Origin of the sequence: Sphingobium wenxiniae, assembly GCF_007830065.1 — a bacterium.
Lineage (GTDB): Bacteria > Pseudomonadota > Alphaproteobacteria > Sphingomonadales > Sphingomonadaceae > Sphingobium > Sphingobium wenxiniae.
In genome coordinates, this window is the sequence record NZ_VLKK01000025.1 from 1 (window position 1) to 16824 (window position 16824).

Sequence of the window (16824 nt, forward strand, 5' to 3'; positions counted from 1 at the left end):
GCCGCTGCTTGCGCGACTTGCCAGCCTCGATCCGCAGCCAGCCTGACAGCTTCTCCGCATACGGGTCCAGCTTGCTCGGCCGCTCGGGAACCTTGAACTGCGGCTCTACCGTGTCCGCCCGCAGGTACTTGCGGATCGTGTTGCGCGACAAACCAGTGCGCCGCTCGATCTCCCGGATCGGAACCTGCTGCCGGAAATGCCAGCGCCGGATTACACTCAATAACGCCATGTCGATCACTCCTGAATCCTCCGACCAATCAGCCAGAGGGAAGTCAAAACATGGGTCACTTCTCAGTGGAAACTTATGCCCCTCCCGGGTCAACTCTCAGTGGAAATCAACAGCATAGCGCGCGACGGCGGCGTCTTGAGATATTCGACGACATGCGGATCGATCCCCGCGTTGCGGATCATGGCCAGCGCGTTGCGCGACGTGCCGCACTCCGGGTTATGGTAGATCACAATGTCCGTCACGTGCTCGCTCCGCTGCTGGCACCTTCGCCTTTGCCGATTTCCTTGAGTTTCTGCTTCATCGCCATCTCGTCGATGCTCGTGATTGGCAGTGTCAGGAACAGCGAGATACGATTGGTGAGATAGCGCAGAGCCTGCAGGAAGGCGTTGCGCTGCTCTTCACCCTCTACTGCCGCCGGGTCTTCGATGCCCCAGTGGGCGGTCATTGGATGGCCGATCCAAACTGGGCAGGTCTCACCCGCGGCACTGTCACAGACGGTGAAGATGAAATCGAACTCGGGCGAACCGGGCTTGGAAAACTCGTTCCAGCTTTTCGAGTACATACCGGTGGTGTCGTAACCCATCCCGTTCAGCACCGAGAGCGCCATCGGATGGACCTCGCCCTTGGGCTGACTCCCGGCGCTGTATGCCCTGAAGCGGCCTTCGCCGAGCTTATTCATCACCGCTTCGCCCAGAATCGAGCGCGCGCTGTTGCCGGTGCAGAGGAAGAGGACATTGTAGATCTTGTCGGACATGAGGAACCTCAGGCGTTCAAGGGTTGAGCGGTGTTGCAGGTGAGATCGCCAAGCAGGTCGCCGCACATTTCCGGCGCTCCCTGGCAGCAGTCCTGCATCAGGAAGGCCAGCAGACGGCGCATGCCGGCATAATCGGCGCGGTAGTGAATGAGGCGGCTTTCACGTTCGGACTGAACGAGGCCAGCGCGCTCCAGCGTGGCCAGATGATGCGACATGGTCGAGGGCGGCACGCCCTGATGCTCGGCAATCGCGCCGGCGATCATGCCTTCCGGGCCAGCCTTCACCAGCGTGCGGAAAACCGACAGCCGCGTTTCATGTGCCAGCGCGCTTAGGGCATCCACCGCCCAGACCTGTGTGTTGAGATCGTCCATGGAACCACCTTTCGAGAAAGGTCGAAATAGCTGGAGTGCTATCCAAGTCAATCCATATTTCGAGAATTGTCGAATCAACGGCTAAGCGTTGATCTGCTGAGCGCATATGCGGATGATCGAGAGGAGCGGCCAAATGCTGGTAAAATGGCCAACGCTCGATCGAAGGGTCGTGCCTCTGGCGAGCCGGATACGGTTTGGACCGGGTTGGCCCCGCGACGTTGACGAGTGCGGCGCGGATAGCGCGATTATGCGAGTGCTTTGGTGGACACGGTGATCTGTGCTGAATGACATTCGGACCAGGGAGAAGGTCAGCTAGCCACGAAAATGATTGCGCAGCGTCTTATGTTAGGACGCAAATCTCCCAGTATCGCCGGTTTTACGATGGTTAGACGACGATCACCCAGTTCTCATCTTCGTCATCTCGGGTGCGCCATTCTCGAACAAAAGAGAGAATCAAGGGCGTGGTTTAATCACGCCCTCTGCGGCGCTTCTGGCCAATGAGGCTTTGGAACCGCTGGTGCGGATTTCCCGTTGTCGATGCGAACTCATCGGGTAGGAGATTCGCATAAAGCGACTGATTGCTGCCCGAATTGACGATCCGGTGTGATGCGCAAGGCTATGCCATTCCTGCGTCAAGCAGCCGGATCATCAAGCTCAGTCCCGACCTTGACGGGACGACTTCAATCGTTCCCTTGTGGGCATGCACGATAGCGCGCACCATGCTAAGGCCCAGGCCGTGGCCCGGTTTCGAGCGGGTCGGGTCCAGCCGGACGAGACGCTCGAAAATCCTCTCCTTGCCGCCCGCGGGAATACCCATGCCATCGTCCGTTACGGTCAGAACCGCCACGCCCTGTTCGACAGCGAGCGTAATGGTGGCGCTGGCCCCATCGCCCGCATGGACAAGGATATTTTCCAGCAGATTCGCCACCGCCCGCTTGAGCAATTGGGCGTCGCCGCAAACTGTAACCTCCTCCAGCACAGCGGTGATGGTCCGGCCTTCGGCGTCGAAGGCCGGACGGTAAGCATCGACGATGTCGGCGACGATCTCCGCGAGAGGCTGGAGAACGAAGCGTTTCCGCACGGCAAGACCCTGCACCTCCGAGATGCCGAGCAGGCCCGTGAAAAGATCGAGCAGCGCATCCATGTCGGCGATGGTCTGTTCGAGCGTGTCGGCGGTTACCTTATCCGGCGCCCTGCGCATCAAGGCTTCCATGTCCTGCCTGATCCGGCCGAGGGGCGTGCGCATGTCGTGCGCGATGTCGCTGGAGACCTGGCGCAGCGACATCATCAATGTTTCGATGCGGCTTAGCATCGCGTTGAGAATGACGGAGATGCGGTCGAACTCGCTGCCCGATCCGTCAACGGGAATGCGGCGGGTATAATCGCCTTCGATGATGCCCTGCGCGGTTCCGCTGATCAGTACCAGCCGGCGACGGATCAGCCGCCCGAAGGCGATGGTGCTGATGGTTCCGGTCAGCAGGATCACGCCCAGCCCGGCCAGCACCGCCAGCAAGATGCGGTCGTCCGCACGGCTGAGCGCATCGCGATCCCCGGCAACGACGATCTGCCCGCCGTCCGGCAATCTTCGACTTAGCGCCTGTGCCTTTCCGGTCGAGCCATCGGGGCGGCGGATAGGGAGAAACTCGGTCCAGCCGCTTGGCGGAAGTGTGGGGATCAGCGATCCGGCGATCCGGTTTCCGCTCGCGTCGGACAAGGCATAAAGCATCATGCGCCCGTTGCCGCCGGTCCCGTCAAGATAGCCGGTTCCGTTCGTCGTCCCGCCATCCCGCACGTGCACCAGTCGCGCCAGCGCCGCCGGACCGTTGGCAGCATGATATTCAAGCAGTGCGTCCATCTCCAGTTCGATGCGATGGTCGATCTGCGCCTCGATCTCGCGATGGGAAATGAAGATCGCGGCGGCGCCCAGCGCCAGGATGACCAATCCCGATATGCTGGCGGTCAGGATCGACAGGCCCTTGATGGTGCGGGGGATGATCATGGCTGCGGTCGAGCGCGGCCGGCGATCATGTACCCCGATCCGCGAATGGTTCGGATGACATTTTCGGCGCCGCCCTCGTTCAGCTTGGTGCGTAACCGGCTCATATGCGTTTCGACGATGTTGGTCTTGGGGTCGAAACCGAAATTCCACACCCGGTCGAGCAGCATGGTGCGCGTGACGAGCCGGTCGGCATTGCGCAGCAGATATTCCAGCAGGCTGAACTCGCGCGGTTGCAACTCGATGGAGCGCCCGTCGCGCTTCACGGTGCGCCGCACGAGATCCATTTCGATATCGCCGACGCGCAGCACGGTCTGTGCGTCGGTCCGGTCGCCCGACGGCGGCCGCCGCGCGAGCGCGCCCAGGCGCGCGGCCAGTTCGGCAAAGGCGAACGGCTTGATCAGATAGTCGTCGGCGCCGCCTTCCAGTCCCGCCACGCGATCCTCGATTCCCGCCATGGCGGACAGGATGATGGCGGGGGACCGGCATCCCGCTTCGCGTGCCAGCTTCAACACGGTCAGGCCATCGAGACCGGGCACCATCCTGTCGAGGACGAGAATATCGAACGCTTCGGCCAGCGTCCGGGAGAGCGCGGCCTTGCCCTCGCTCTCGGCCACGACCTGATGCCCCAATTCCTTCAGGCCGCGCATCAGATAGTCGCGCGTCTCCCTGTCATCTTCCAGCAGCAATATCCGCATCGCATCCGACCGTTCATTTCCGTCCTCCATGCTGCAAACGAACCCCCGTGTAACATTGGTGTTTCTATACTATTTCCCAATGTTGTCCGATTTTATGGACCTTGCGCCGCGTATCAGTAAACACGCTTCAACTGCGAGTCATTATTATTAGCTTTCGCATTAAGAGGCAAAAATGGCGGATATCCTGCATGGGCCTGATCGCTATATACGCCATGAGCGCGGTCTGGCCGCGCTTGTGGATGCGGGCTGGTCATGAAATTCGGACGCATCCTCGCGCGGCGGAATGTGCATGAGCGGCAGGTGATCGCGTGCCTGCGCGGCAATTGCGCTTTCGAGCTGCGCGACAGTCCCGATGCGAAAGACGCTTTTTCCAATCTGGCCGATATCGCGCGGCAGCGCGGCGCGGTGATCTTCGCCTCGGAATCGCCCTTCGTCGGCGATGCGGAGATCGAGATTTTGACCCATATCGCCGCCGCCCAGCGACAGGAGGGCCGCGCCTTGGCGCGCGTGGACAGCATGGAATCCGATGCGCTCCTGCGCTGCGCGACAGTCCTCCGCGAAGCCGGCATCTGGCTGCCGCTCGCTGCGTCGGCGGGCAGTTCGCGTCAGCGGATCGGCGGCGGGACGTTTGCGGGCCATCGGTTCGCAAAGGGTGAAGCGGTTAGGGCGCGGGCCTTGTCGCTCGCCCGGACGCGCGAAGTGGCCAGCACGGAAGAGTTCGCGGCCATCGGGGTGTCCCGTCAATATGTCAGCCGGCTATGCAAGGACGGCTACCTCCAGCGCGTGCGATATGGCTGGTATCGCGCGGCGCCCGTTTCGGATCGCGGCTTCGCGGCCCACCGCCAGACTTTCGTATAAAATATTTCAACGGGGCCGGGAAGCAACCGGCCCATCATCACGCCGAAAAAAGGGGCAAACATCGTGAATCTGAATGAATCGCGCAATCGCGCGTCCACTGCCAGCAGCTTTCTCGCCTTGAGCTGCGTCGGGTTATTCGCTTCTGCCGCGCCCGCCATCGCCCAGTCCGCCGATCAGGCCGCGTCCGATGACGGCCAGGGGCGCAAGCTGGGCGGGGTGGTCGTCACCGATACCGCGATCGATGAGCAGGGCTATAAGGTCGACAAGCCCGACTCGCCCAAATACACCGCGCCGCTGGTCGACACGCCCCGGTCCATCACCGTCATCCCGGCCTCCGTCATCAAGGACACGGCATCGGTCTCGCTGACCGAAGCGCTGCGCACGGTGCCCGGCATCACGCTGGGTGCGGGCGAAGGCGGCAATCCGCTGGGCGACCGTCCCTTCATCCGCGGCTTCGACAGCCAGGCGAGCACCTATCTCGACGGCGTGCGCGACATTGGCGCGCAGAGCCGCGAAATATTCGCGATCGAGCAGATCGAGGTGGTGAAAGGCTCCGACAGCACGACCGGCGGCCGTGGCGGCGCGGGCGGCTCGCTGAACCTCGTGTCGAAGGCTCCCAGGGTCGACCGCTTCATCGCGGCGAGCGCCAGCGTCGGCAACGCCGATTACAAGCGGGCCACCATCGACATCAACCAGCCGCTCAGCGACCTTGCCGGGATTCGCCTGAACGCGATGTGGCATGACCAGGACGTGGCGGGCCGCGATGCGATCTGGTCGAAGCGCTGGGGCATCGCGCCCTCGCTCAAGATCGGCATGGACGGCCCGACCAGCCTGACCCTGGGCTATTATCACCTGCACACCAACGAATTGCCGGATTCGGGCATTCCCTATCTCTATACCAACGGAAACGCGCCCGCTGGCGTCACTGAAACCGGCCCGGCGCGCGATTTCACGACGATCGGGGGGCGGGATGTCAGCGTGCCGCGCGGCGCTTATTACGGCCTCAAGTCCCGCGACTTCCGCAAGACCAATGTGGACAATTTCACCATCCGCGCCGAACATGACTTCGGCGGCGTGACGCTGCGCAACACCTCCCGCTATGGCCGCAGCACGCAAGGTTATGTCTGGACCCAGCCGGACGATCAGCAGGGCAATGTCTACGGCACCAACGCGGCCAGTCCGGCGACGGCGGGCGGCTATGTGTGGCGGCGCGTGAACAGCCGCTATAGCGAGACCAAGGGCCTGCTGAACCAGACCGACCTGTTCGGCGAATTCTCTGTCGGCGGGATCAAGAACAGCTTCGCGGCCAGCATCGAGTTCAGCGAGGAAAAGGTCGGGAACGGTTCCTATGTGTCCGATCCCAACAGGTCGACCTACCAGACGCCGACCAACCCGGCGGCGACCAGCGCGAGCGGCGTGCCGATTGCGACGGGTTCCAATTTCAACCCGCGCTGCACTACCGCGATGCTTGACCGCTACAATTGCACGACCGTCGATTCGCCCAATGCCAACGATCCCTGGGTCAGCTATTATGGCGGGGACGTGTCCTCGGTGCTGTCGCCGATCCAGCGTTCGCTGCGCAAGACCTGGACCTTGTCCAAGACCACGACCAAGGCGGCATCGCTGTTCGATACGATCACCATCAGCGATCAGCTTCTCATCAACCTGGGCGGACGCTTCGATCGCTATGAAACCAGTGTAAGCCCCGGCATCGCCACCGACGACATGACCAGCAGCCGGTCCACTATCACCCGCAAGGATGACCTGTGGACCTATCAGGCGGGCATCGTCTTCAAGCCGACGGAAAACAGCAGCATCTATGCGTCGACCTCGACCTCCGCAACGCCTCCCGGCTCGTTCCTGGCCAATGGCAGCGAAGCCAACGGCCTGACCACCAGCAGCAGCACCCCCATCACGCCGCAGGAACTGACCGACGCGCTGAAGGTGGAAAAGACGAAGTCCTATGAAATCGGCGCCAAGGCCAATCTGTTCGGCGATAGCCTGGCGCTGACGCTGGCGGCGTTCCATACCGAAACGAAAAATGCCCGCGCGACCGGCGATGCCGGCACGGTGGTGTTCGTCGGCGAACGGCGGATCAAGGGCATCGAATTCGGCTTCAACGGCAACATCACGCCGGAATGGAACGTGTTCGGCGGCTACACCTATATGGACTCCAAGATCGTGGACGCGGGCTATACCGCCACGACCAACGCGGACAAGACCGTCACGCTCTACGCGCCCGCCGCCAGCGCCGGCAGGCAGTTCCCCAACACGCCCAAGCACAGCCTGACGGCCTTCACCAACTACAAGATCACGCCCGCCTTCACCGTCGGCGGCGGCGCGATCTACATGAGCAAGGTCTATGGCGGCTATTCCGACACCCGCATCATCCAGAACAACGCGGTGGTCATCACCAAGTCGCTGGCGCGCATGGTGCCGAGCTACTGGCGGTTCGATGCGAATGCGTCCTATAGCTTCAACGATGCGGTCAGCCTTCAGGTCAACGTCAACAACGTCTTCAACAAGCGTTATTATGACAAGGCCTATGCGGCGCACTACGCCAATCAGGCAGCGGGCCGCACTGCCATCGCCACATTGAATATCAAATATTGAGCTTGCCTGCTCTCCTCGGAGGCAAGGATGGCCCACTCCGCAAGGGGTGGGCCATTTCATGGGAGTAAATTGCATGCGGTCCCGGCCGAAACTGATCGAAATGGACGATGCGGATCGCGCCGCCGCGCTTGCCGGACCGCTGGACGAGGTTGCTGCCCTGCTGCTGGAGGCCGCCGAAGCCGGCCATGCGGAGGCGCAGTTGCTTGTCGGGCAGGTCTATCTCGACGGCAAAGGCGTGGAACGCAATCCGGTCGAGGCGTTGAAGTGGTTCGGCATCGCGGCCAGGGGCGGCAACATCATGGCCATGAACATGGTGGGGCGTTGCTGCGAGCATGGCTGGGGCGCCGCCGTGGACAAGAGCCTGGCCGCCCAATGGTATGGGGCGGCGGCGGAGCGCGGCCTGGACTGGGCCATGTACAATCTGGCGACGCTTTATACCCTCGGCGAAGGCGTCAGCGAAGACAGGCCGGAAGCGCTGCGCCTGTTCGAGCAGGCGGCCGCGCTCGGTCATGCCAAGTCGATGAACATGATCGGCAGCTTCTACGAGGACGGCTGGGTAGTCGGGCGCGATATGCGGCAGGCCGCCCGCCACTATGCAATGGCAGCGGAAGGCGGGGACTTTCGCGGCCAGTTCAATCATGCGCGTATGTTGATCGACGCCGGCGACATGGCGGGCGCGCAAATCTGGCTGGCCAGAATGTCGGAGACGGCAACGCCCGCCTTCCTGGCCAAAACGAAACTGTGGATGGCTGCGGCGACTGCTTGATGGCGCCCGCCACGTAGAAGATGTCGATGCGGTCGGTGCACAGGCGTTTGGAAGCTGCTGCGGCGACTTGCCGAATGGGTTCCGGGTGTCTTGCGTTCCCGCAGGCTTGCGCCATGCCGGTGTTCAACGCCGGATGGAATCCGACACCACGTTGCTGGCCGGATCGCCCGCACAGGCCGTCCACGTGCTCGACTAGCCCTGGGACCGGAGGTCTTGCCGGCTCAAAACTCGATTATGATCCTTACCCTTGCCGTTTCCACCCCGGCGACGGCAGCTATTTCCCTTCTGCTGCTGTCCACCGCGTTTTGAATGGACGCAGAAGGGAAGGCCGGATGGCCATGGCCGGCCGGCTCGATCGCCTTTCCAAAGGCAAGCTGCCCCTCGGGATCGGACATGGCTGCGCAATCCAGCAATGCCTGCCGGGAAACGCCAAAGGCATCGGCAAGCGTCAGCAGACTGCGGCGCCGGGGCATGGTCTTGCCCGTTTCCCAGGCCCAGATGCTGGGCTTGCTCAAACCCGTTTTCGCAGAGAGCTCCGCCTGGCTCAGCCCCTGATCCCGCCTGAGGCGGCGTAGACGTTCAGGCAGCAATTCAGGTTGGACAACTCCGTCCAGATCGGCAATCGGATCGAAATCGCGGGGAAGGGGGGTGAGCAGGCGCGCCGCGCTCAGTGCCGCCCGGGACAGGGGACGATCGAAGCGGCACCCCCTCAACGTTTCGCTTCGCCAGACCACGGTGGCTGACGCTTCCGCCGCTTCCGGCAACGTCACGCTGATCTTTTGGCCTATCGCCAGGTCCGATTGCGTTTCGATGAGCATCCCGGACGTCGACAGATTGTGGATGAGCACGGGAGCGCCCTCGCCCCTCTCAACCGATCCGGGCACTGCCAGATATATGCGCACGCGCACCGTGCCACGTTGATTTTCCGGTGTCTGGAACTTGTCTATGATTGCCCGCATCGACATGAAAACGCTATTCGCCGTACATCTGTTTCCAAACGGTTAACATTAGCCGTTTGGATCGCGGCTATATTGGGCGAACCCCGGGCAGGCAAAGCGCAAGCCATGGATCGCCGGATGAAGCGCCTGTTACGCGCGGCGAATGATTGATCGACGGACTCAGGCGCACCTTCCTCGCCGATTTGCGTGAGAGCGGGGCTATACCGTGAAAATAACGGGTAAGTTTCTCTCTCCTCCGACTCCCTTCCTCTTCAATGCAAGAATCTTGCGCTTATCCATCAATATTTTGATCTACGATTCCGCCGCTCATCCCGCCTATTGAGCGCAACCGAATCCAAGGGAAGAAAAGCCCACGATCACGGCGATCGTGACAATCCCGATAGTCGTTTGTCACGGTTGCCAAGATGAAGTCTCCGACAGTTCGCGGCATCGGTTTGCCGTTGCCTTCCCTGACCATCGATTCCCAAAGGCTGCTCTTTTCCCTGAGCAGCTTCATCGCTGCCGCCATCACCCTGGCCATCGCCTTCAGCGCCAGCCTGCCCCGGCCCTGGTGGGCGTTGCTCACCGTCTATGTCACGGCCCAGCCCATGGCGGGCGCATTCCGGCCCAAGACGCTCTATCGGCTGGGCGGGATCGCGACGGGCGCGGCGGTGACGATCCTGCTGGTGCCCAACCTCCAGAATTCGCCTGAACTGCTGGTCCTGTGTCTCGCGTCATGGACGGGATTCTGCATCTATCTGGCGGTGCTGGATCGCACGCCGCGCGCCTTTCTGTTCCAGATGGCGGCGTTCAGTTCGGCGGTCATCAGCTTTCCCTATCTCGACGATCCCGCGAATATCTTCGACACGACCATCGCGCGCGTGCAGGAAATGACGGTCGCCATATTGTGCGTCACGGCTGTCCACGCGCTGTTGCAGCCATGGAGCGCCACGCCGGTCATCCGCGCGCGGGCGCAATCCTTTCTGGATCATGCCCGGCGCTGGGCGGCAGAGGCGATCGGCGGCCGCCACACGCGGCTGGAAAATGAGCATCGGCGGATGCTGGCCGCCGACATCACCGAACTGGGGATGATCGCCGTCCATCTGCCCTTCGATCAACGCTGGGCGCCCACGACGAAAAGGCGGGTGACGGCGTTGCAGCAGCAGCTTGCGCGCATATTGCCTCTGGCCTCCGCCGCCGCGAACAGGCTGGACCTGCTGCGCGCGCAGGGGAAACTGCCGCCGGAGCTTGCGCGCCTGATCGATGACGTGTCGGACTGGCTGTCCGATCCGGAAAGCACCGTGCATCAATCCGCGCCGCTGATCCGTCGCTGCGAAAGGGCGGCGGCGGCGGAGGAGAGGGGAGACTGGACCGCGCTCCTCACCGCCAGCGCTTGCGTCAGGATAGCGGAGTGTCTGGCGGCGCTCGCCGCGAGCCGCAGGCTGGCCGGGCGGATCGGTTCACCGGGCCGCCCCCGGCTGGAAGCGCGCGCGGCCCAGCCCTTCGTGCTGGCGCGCGATCATGGCATGGCGGCGCTTGCCGGACTGGCGACGGCGACCGCCATCGCGCTTTATTGCGCGGTCTGGATTCTGCTCGCCTGGCCCAATGGGTCGGCGACGGCGGCCTTCGCGGCGCTCATTACATGCTCCTTCGCCGCGCAGGACGATCCCGCGCCAGTGATCGGGCGGTATCTGCTGGCGACGCTCAAGACATTCCCGGTCGCGGCGCTCTATCTCTTCGTCATCCTGCCGCGCGTCGATGGTTATGAGATGCTCATCGTCACGCTCGCGCCCGCGCTGCTGTGGATGGGGTATGTTCAGGCGGACCCGGCGCGCTCGCCGCAAGCCTTGCCGATGTTTTCGTGTTTCATCGTCGCCATGGGCTTTCTGGCGCGGTTTCAGGGCGATTTCGCGCTGTTCATCAATACGGGGCTGGCGCAACTGGGCGGGATCGTCGCCACGCTGGCCGTGACCAAGATGTTCCGCTCCGCCAATGTGCTGCGGACGGCGCGGCGGATATTGCGCGCCAACTGGGCGGAACTGGCGCAGCTTGCCGATATAAGGCGGCCTTTCCTGCCCGACCGCTGGACCGCGCAGGCGATGGACCGGCTGGGTCAGGTCGCGGGGCGCATGGCGGTCGCGCCGTCGGGCGATGCGCTGCACGCGGCCGACGGGCTGGCGGACCTTCGCATAGGGCGCAACATCATTCCGATCCGGCGGGCGCTGCCGCATGTTCCGCACGACGCGCGGCATCGGCTGGGCGCGGTGCTGTCCGGTCTCTCCGCTTGCTATTCCGGCCGGTGGCGGCGCGGGCGGGTCGATCCGCCGCCCGCCGCCCTGTTGCAGTCCATCGACGGGGCCCTGGACGCACTGCTCACGCTGCCGCCGGATGAGGCGCGCCGACGAGCGTTGCGCGCGCTGGTGGGAATGCGGTGCAATCTGTTCCCCGCGGCGGACGCTCCGGCAATGGAGGTGCGCGCATGATCGAGGAAGTGCATCTGCTGGGCGTCTACATGCCCGCCGCGCTGCTGTGGGCGGTGCTGGCGGCGGTGCTCGTCTATCTCTTGCGCGTGCCGATCCAGCGGCTGCCGGTCTATCGCCTGCTGTGGCACCCAAGCCTGCTGGAACTCGCTCTCTTCGTCCTGCTGTGGTGGGGGCTGAGCGTGTTCGCCGATCTTTTCCTTCATGGATGACTGCTCTCCTGACCATGTTCCAACGGCACGATCTTCTGCGTTCGATCGCGACGCTTCTCGTCATCCTGGTCATTCTGGCGGGCATCTATGCGCTGTGGCTGCGCTATCAGATCGAACCCGTGACGCGCGATGGCAAGGTGCGCGCCGACATGGTCCCGGTGGCGGCGGATGTGAGCGGCCTTGTCACCGAAGTGCGTGTCTCCGACAATCGGCCGGTAAAGAAGGGTGACGTGCTGTTCGTCATCGACCGTCCCCGCTACCGGCTGGCGCTGGAGCAGGCGGAGGCGGCCATCGCGAGCCAGCAGGCCGCGCTGGCGCAGGCCATGCGGGAGGACCGCCGCAATCGCGCCATGCCCGATGTGATCGCAGCCGAGGTGATCGAGCAGGGGCGGGCGCGGGCGGAAGGATTGCGGGCGAGCCTGGGGCAGGCGGTCGCCGCCCGCGATCTTGCCCGGTTCAATCTGGAACGCACACTCGTCCGCGCGCCGGTGGACGGGACGATCTCAAACTTCTCGTTGCAGCCGGGCGTCTATCTGGCGGCGGGAAAGGCTGCGCTAGCGCTGGTCTATAACCGTTCCATGCGGGTGGAGGGCTATTTCGAGGAGACGAAATTGCCCGCCATCAAGGTGGGCGATCCGGCCAGCATCTACCTGATGGGTGTAGCGGACGAGATCGAAGGTCATGTCCAGAGCATCGCGGGCGGTGTCGAGGATCGGGAGCGGGCGGGAGGAGACGGGCAACTCGCCAATGTGAACCCGTCCTTCACATGGGTGCGGCTGGCCCAACGCATTCCGGTGCGGATCGCGATCGACAGGATTCCCGCTCATGTCCGGATGATCCCCGGACAAACCGCCACGGTCGTTATCCATCCTCGCGAGGACGGCCGCAAGGTGCACCGAAGCCTCCCATGGTGAGCGGACCCTGCCGCGATCCGATCCAGTGCCGCCTCCATGGACTCATGGATTTCCTCCGGCTATCATGTAATAAGAAAACGAATGCGATTATGGTTTGAAATGAAAGAATTTGCTTGATGGACATTGCCGTCGCCCGCACGTTCCTCGAAGTCGTGAAGACCGGCAGCTTCGTGGGCGCGGCGGCCAGTCTCAACCTGACGCAGACGGCGGTAAGCGCGCGCATCCGCGTGTTGGAGGACCAGCTCGACCGCCCCGTGTTCATCCGGAACAAGGCAGGCGCGAAACTCACGCCGGCGGGCGAGCAGTTCCTGCGTTTCGCGACGACCCTGGTGCAGGTCTGGGATCGGGCGCGCCGCGCGGTGGCCCTGCCGCCGGGGCGCGAGACGGTTGTGACGGTCGGCGCGGAGCTGAGCCTCTGGAGTCCCCTGCTGCGGCACTGGCTGCTGTGGATGCGGCGCGAATGCCCGGAAATCGCGGTCGCGACGCAGATCGCGCCTTCCGAGCGCCTGATGGAGCAGGTGCAGGACGGATCGCTGGACGTGGCCGTGCTCTACGCCGCACCCAGCCGCCCCGGCGTGATCGCCGAACTGTTGTTCGAGGAAAAACTGGTGCTCGTCAGGACCACCCCCACCGGCCGCGCGCTTGGACCCGAAGACCATGTTCAGATCGACTGGGGCGAGGAGTTCGCGGCGAGCTATCAGGCGGCCTTTCCCGACCAGCCCAATGCGGTGGTTTCGATCAGCTATGGCCCGCTCGCGCTGGACTATATCCTGGCGGCGGGCGGCAGCGGCTATTTCCGCAAGGGGTTCATCCGATCCCATCTGGAGGAAGGGCGGCTGGCGGCGGTGCCGGACAGCCCGGAATTTTCCTATTCCGCCTATGTGGTCCATTCCACCAAGGCTGACGCGGGCGTGATGGACAGGATTCGCAGCGGGCTGCGCGCGGCGGCGGCAATCGCGGCGTGACGGAGGAACCTGCCTCGCCGCCATGCTATGCCGACGGGGCCGGCGACGCCTATATGGGCTATGCCCGTCCGGAGGAGATCGTCTCAGCGCTCAACGAATTGCTGGAGGCGGAACGGGCGGGCGCGCGGGTCGCCCTGGCGGGGGGCAAATATCGGGCAGAGCCGGACTATGCGGAGCTGATGCGCGATTTGCGGAAGGATGAGGCGCGCTGGTGCGCCATGTTGTCGCGGCATCTCAAGCGCCTGGGCGCCGCCCCCTCCCGTCGCACCGGCGCTTTCCATGCCAAGGCGATGGCGGTGCCGGAGCCTTGGGACCGCCTTGCCTTCCTCAATCGCGGGCAGGCATGGGTCGTGCGGAAGCTGGAAACGCTGACGCCGCGCATTCGCGACGACAGCCTCCATGCGGACCTGCACGCCATGCTGGAAAGCCATCGGGCCAATGTCGCGCGCGCCGATACGCTGCTTGATGGCGGGAAGCGCTGTTCAGGGCAATAAGTCCGCTGACACATACATATAATAGTCGTTTTGCTTTGCCTTGTCGGCCACCTTGTTCAACTTGCTTAGCTGCGGATGGCGGCATGGCATGGAATCAGGCGAGAGGAATGGGAAAGATACAACTGAAGAGAATCTATGATCCGCCATCGCCGACGGATGGGCAGCGGGTTCTGGTCGATCGTATCTGGCCGCGTGGCATCAGCAAGGAAGCGGCGGCGCTCGATCTGTGGTTGAAGGAGATCGCGCCTTCTTCCGCCTTGCGGAAATGGTTCGGTCATGATCCGGGGAGATTTGACGAATTTCGCGACCGATACCGGCATGAACTCGCCAGCAACGCCCGATGCACCGACATGCTGCGTCAACTGCTGAGAAACGGAGACGTGACGCTGTTATATGGCGCGCGGGGCGCGGGTTCTTGCCGAATATATCCAGGGTGCGGAGGGGAGGAACCGCGGGCGTGACGAAGGCCACGCCCGCGATTCGCGTCAGGCGGCCAGCAATTCGTCGGCCGGTCCGAAGAACTCGTAATGAATGCGGTCGGAGGGAACGCCTGCCAGCGACAGGGCCGATACCGCATGGCGCAGGAACGGACGCGGACCGCAGATATAATAGTCGGCGGCGGCGACGGGCGTATTGGCGGTCAGCCAGTCGTCGGTGATGATGCCCGCCATATGATAGTCCCGCCCAACGACTTCGCCCGGAAGCGGCGCCTGATGGAAGTCTGTCACCCGGACGGCCTTGCCCTTGGCCGCGAGCGCGCGGACATGGCCGCGCATCGCATGCGTGTCCCGGTTATGGGTGCCGTGAACATAATGAACCGGCACGTCGGCGCCGCTTTCCACCAGTGCTTCGAGCATGGCCACCATCGGCGTCAGGCCCACGCCGCCCGAAAGCAGGACCACCGGGCGTTCGACATGGCTGCCGAGGAAGAACTCGCCTGCGGGCGCGGCGACTTTCAGGACGGTGCCTGTCCTGGCTTCGCGATGAAGCCAGCCTGACGCCAACCCATGCGGTTCGCACTTGACCGAAATCCGGTAGGTTGCGCCATTGGGCGCGGAAGAGATGGAGTAGTTGCGCTTGACCGGAGGATGCCCCGGAATGTCGAACCAGAAGGTCAGATATTGTCCCGGCCGGTGCGCCATCACCGGATTGCCGTCGACCGGCCGCAGGACGAAGGAGCTGATGACGCTGCTTTCGCGGGCGATTTCCTCGATCCGGAAATCCCGCCATCCGTTCCAGCCGCCGGCCGTCTCCTCCTGTTCGGTATAGATGCGGTTTTCGCGCGCTATAAGGATATTGGCAAGGAACCAATAAGCTTCGCCCCAGGCTGCGAGGATCTCATCGGTGGCGGCATCGCCCAGCACCGCCTTGATCGCGCCCAGCAAGGCTTGGGCGACATGGGGATAGTGCTCGGGCAATATCTGAAGACCCACATGCTTTTGCGCGATCCGCTCCACGGCAGGTGCAAGCGCGCCCAGATTGTCGATGTTGTTCGCATAGGCCAGGATCGCGCCGGTCAGCGCGCGGGGCTGTGAACCGGCGTCGCCATGATGCGACTGGTTGAACAGGTCGCGGATATCCGGGTTCTGGAACATCCGCGAATACATCTCATGCACGATGTCCAGACCATGCGCTTCCAGCGCGGGAACGGTCGCTTTGACGAGCGCGATAGTCTGGCTGCTGAGAGGTTCCGGCATCAAAAATCTCCTGTTATTGAAGCAATGGAAGTGGGGTCGCGTTTCCGTTCGTCAGCCGCAGGGGGGCTGGTCGTAGAAATCCACCTGCATTTTCATGGCGCCGACGGGCGTTACGAAATGCGGTTGTTGCGGCAGGATCAGTCCGGGCCTGTCCGGGGTCAGCGTGACTTCCGAAGGCGGGTCGAGATAAGTGAGCCTGAGCTTGCCTTCGATCACCCGGATCATGCCCCACACACCGGCCTTGGTGTCATGGCGGGCGCGCAGGGCCGCGGGCAGCGTGTCCTGATCGAACAGGGGCGTGGAGCGGTATGGACGGGCGGGCGTTTCGGGCTGGTTTGCCGTCCGGACGGTTTGTGTCTCCGCCGGTCGGTCCAATCGAAAAAACAGGGCCAGTTGCAGGCTCTCGGCGATGCGGGCCGCCTTGGCCTGGAGAGCCAGCGCGGCATCCGGCTCCATCAATTCCTCGGTGGTCTGTTTCCAGAGGTTGAGCCAGCGGTCGAATAGGGCGGGAGTGATCCGGCCCTGGTGCTTGAGATGCGCGGGGAGAGGCTGCCCCTTATAACGTCCACTGGACAGCATGACCGACGACCAGAAAGCGGCTAGCTTCTCCAGATGTTCAGGCCAGTCCTGAATGGCGTCGTTGAAAATCGGACCGAGTTCGACGTCCATCCGGACGCGAGCGTAAAAGGCGTCCACCAGACGGGCGAGATCCGCTTCCTCTATGCTTGGGAGGCTGTCCACGACTCATGCTCCAAACCTGTATCTAAAATGCATCTAAATCCGTCATTTGAAAGATGCAATAAAAATGCATATTATTCGATGAGCCGACTGCGGCTATC

General features: G+C 63.2%; 16 protein-coding genes and 3 pseudogenes. 9 read left to right on the top strand and 10 right to left on the bottom strand.

The annotated features are described in order from the left end of the window. From IQ35_RS18450 to IQ35_RS18475, 6 genes and pseudogenes are all read right to left on the bottom strand, one after another. Positions 1-229, bottom strand: a pseudogene (locus IQ35_RS18450) (IS21 family transposase); the annotation flags it as partial. 107 nt (positions 230-336) lie between these two features. Beyond that, positions 337-471: pseudogene (locus tag IQ35_RS18455) on the bottom strand (thioredoxin domain-containing protein); the annotation flags it as partial. After that, the gene (locus IQ35_RS18460) at positions 468-983 is read right to left on the bottom strand and encodes an arsenate reductase ArsC (protein WP_145075607.1); all 516 of its coding nucleotides are present in this window, start codon (positions 981-983) and stop codon (positions 468-470) included. The pseudogene IQ35_RS18455 and the gene IQ35_RS18460, both read right to left, overlap by 4 nt. 8 nt (positions 984-991) lie before the next feature. Then, the gene (locus IQ35_RS18465) at positions 992-1354 is read right to left on the bottom strand and encodes an ArsR/SmtB family transcription factor (protein WP_145075610.1); all 363 of its coding nucleotides are present in this window, start codon (positions 1352-1354) and stop codon (positions 992-994) included. Between the two features lie 616 nt (positions 1355-1970). After that, positions 1971-3353 (bottom strand): sensor histidine kinase, encoded by a 1383-nt coding sequence (locus IQ35_RS18470; RefSeq protein ID WP_145075614.1) that lies wholly within the window; start codon positions 3351-3353, stop codon positions 1971-1973. Beyond that, on the bottom strand, positions 3350-4048 hold the full coding sequence (locus tag IQ35_RS18475) for a response regulator transcription factor (protein ID WP_031292162.1): 699 nt from the start codon (positions 4046-4048) through the stop codon (positions 3350-3352). Before IQ35_RS18475 ends, IQ35_RS18470 begins: the two co-directional genes overlap by 4 nt. 252 nt (positions 4049-4300) lie before the next feature. Between IQ35_RS18475 and IQ35_RS18480 the strand changes: the two genes are divergently transcribed. From IQ35_RS18480 to IQ35_RS18490, 3 genes are all read left to right on the top strand, one after another. Next, positions 4301-4906 (top strand): type IV toxin-antitoxin system AbiEi family antitoxin domain-containing protein, encoded by a 606-nt coding sequence (locus IQ35_RS18480; protein WP_021246822.1) that lies wholly within the window; start codon positions 4301-4303, stop codon positions 4904-4906. Positions 4907-4969: 63 nt separating this feature from the next. Continuing rightward, on the top strand, positions 4970-7519 hold the full coding sequence (locus IQ35_RS18485; protein WP_145075618.1) for a TonB-dependent receptor: 2550 nt from the start codon (positions 4970-4972) through the stop codon (positions 7517-7519). A 73-nt stretch (positions 7520-7592) separates the two neighbouring features. Beyond that, positions 7593-8285 (top strand): tetratricopeptide repeat protein, encoded by a 693-nt coding sequence (locus tag IQ35_RS18490; protein WP_021246820.1) that lies wholly within the window; start codon positions 7593-7595, stop codon positions 8283-8285. A gap of 221 nt (positions 8286-8506) precedes the next feature. Here the strand turns inward: IQ35_RS18490 and IQ35_RS18495 are convergent, their stop codons facing one another. Further along, positions 8507-9250: a helix-turn-helix domain-containing protein gene (locus tag IQ35_RS18495; RefSeq protein WP_145075621.1), complete on the bottom strand. Its 744-nt coding sequence runs from the start codon at positions 9248-9250 to the stop codon at positions 8507-8509. 398 nt (positions 9251-9648) lie between these two features. Here IQ35_RS18495 and IQ35_RS18500 point away from each other — a divergent pair, with 398 nt between their 5' ends. From IQ35_RS18500 to IQ35_RS18525, 6 genes are all read left to right on the top strand, one after another. Beyond that, positions 9649-11706 (top strand): FUSC family protein, encoded by a 2058-nt coding sequence (locus IQ35_RS18500; RefSeq protein ID WP_145075624.1) that lies wholly within the window; start codon positions 9649-9651, stop codon positions 11704-11706. Next, the gene (locus tag IQ35_RS18505; protein WP_021246817.1) at positions 11703-11915 is read left to right on the top strand and encodes a DUF1656 domain-containing protein; all 213 of its coding nucleotides are present in this window, start codon (positions 11703-11705) and stop codon (positions 11913-11915) included. Before IQ35_RS18500 ends, IQ35_RS18505 begins: the two co-directional genes overlap by 4 nt. A gap of 14 nt (positions 11916-11929) precedes the next feature. Then, positions 11930-12829, top strand: coding sequence for an efflux RND transporter periplasmic adaptor subunit (locus IQ35_RS18510; protein WP_145075651.1), 900 nt, complete (start codon positions 11930-11932; stop codon positions 12827-12829). A gap of 116 nt (positions 12830-12945) precedes the next feature. After that, positions 12946-13794, top strand: coding sequence for a LysR family transcriptional regulator (locus tag IQ35_RS18515; protein ID WP_145075654.1), 849 nt, complete (start codon positions 12946-12948; stop codon positions 13792-13794). Beyond that, entirely contained in the window at positions 13791-14288 is a 498-nt protein-coding gene (locus IQ35_RS18520; protein ID WP_242003399.1) for a DUF6306 domain-containing protein, read from the top strand. Before IQ35_RS18515 ends, IQ35_RS18520 begins: the two co-directional genes overlap by 4 nt. A 107-nt stretch (positions 14289-14395) precedes the next feature. Continuing rightward, positions 14396-14749: a DUF488 domain-containing protein gene (locus IQ35_RS18525; protein ID WP_145075627.1), complete on the top strand. Its 354-nt coding sequence runs from the start codon at positions 14396-14398 to the stop codon at positions 14747-14749. A gap of 24 nt (positions 14750-14773) precedes the next feature. Here IQ35_RS18525 and hmpA read toward each other — a convergent pair whose 3' ends face one another. The 3 genes and pseudogenes from hmpA to IQ35_RS18540 all read right to left on the bottom strand — a co-directional run. Further along, a complete protein-coding gene (gene hmpA / locus IQ35_RS18530; protein ID WP_145075629.1) occupies positions 14774-15985 on the bottom strand; it encodes an NO-inducible flavohemoprotein in 1212 nt (403 codons plus the stop codon). Between the two features lie 51 nt (positions 15986-16036). Beyond that, entirely contained in the window at positions 16037-16279 is a 243-nt protein-coding gene (locus IQ35_RS18535; RefSeq protein WP_145075660.1) for a TehB family protein, read from the bottom strand. Between the two features lie 66 nt (positions 16280-16345). Further along, a pseudogene (locus IQ35_RS18540) lies at positions 16346-16726 on the bottom strand (group III truncated hemoglobin); the annotation flags it as partial. Between the last annotated feature and the right edge of the window lie 98 nt (positions 16727-16824).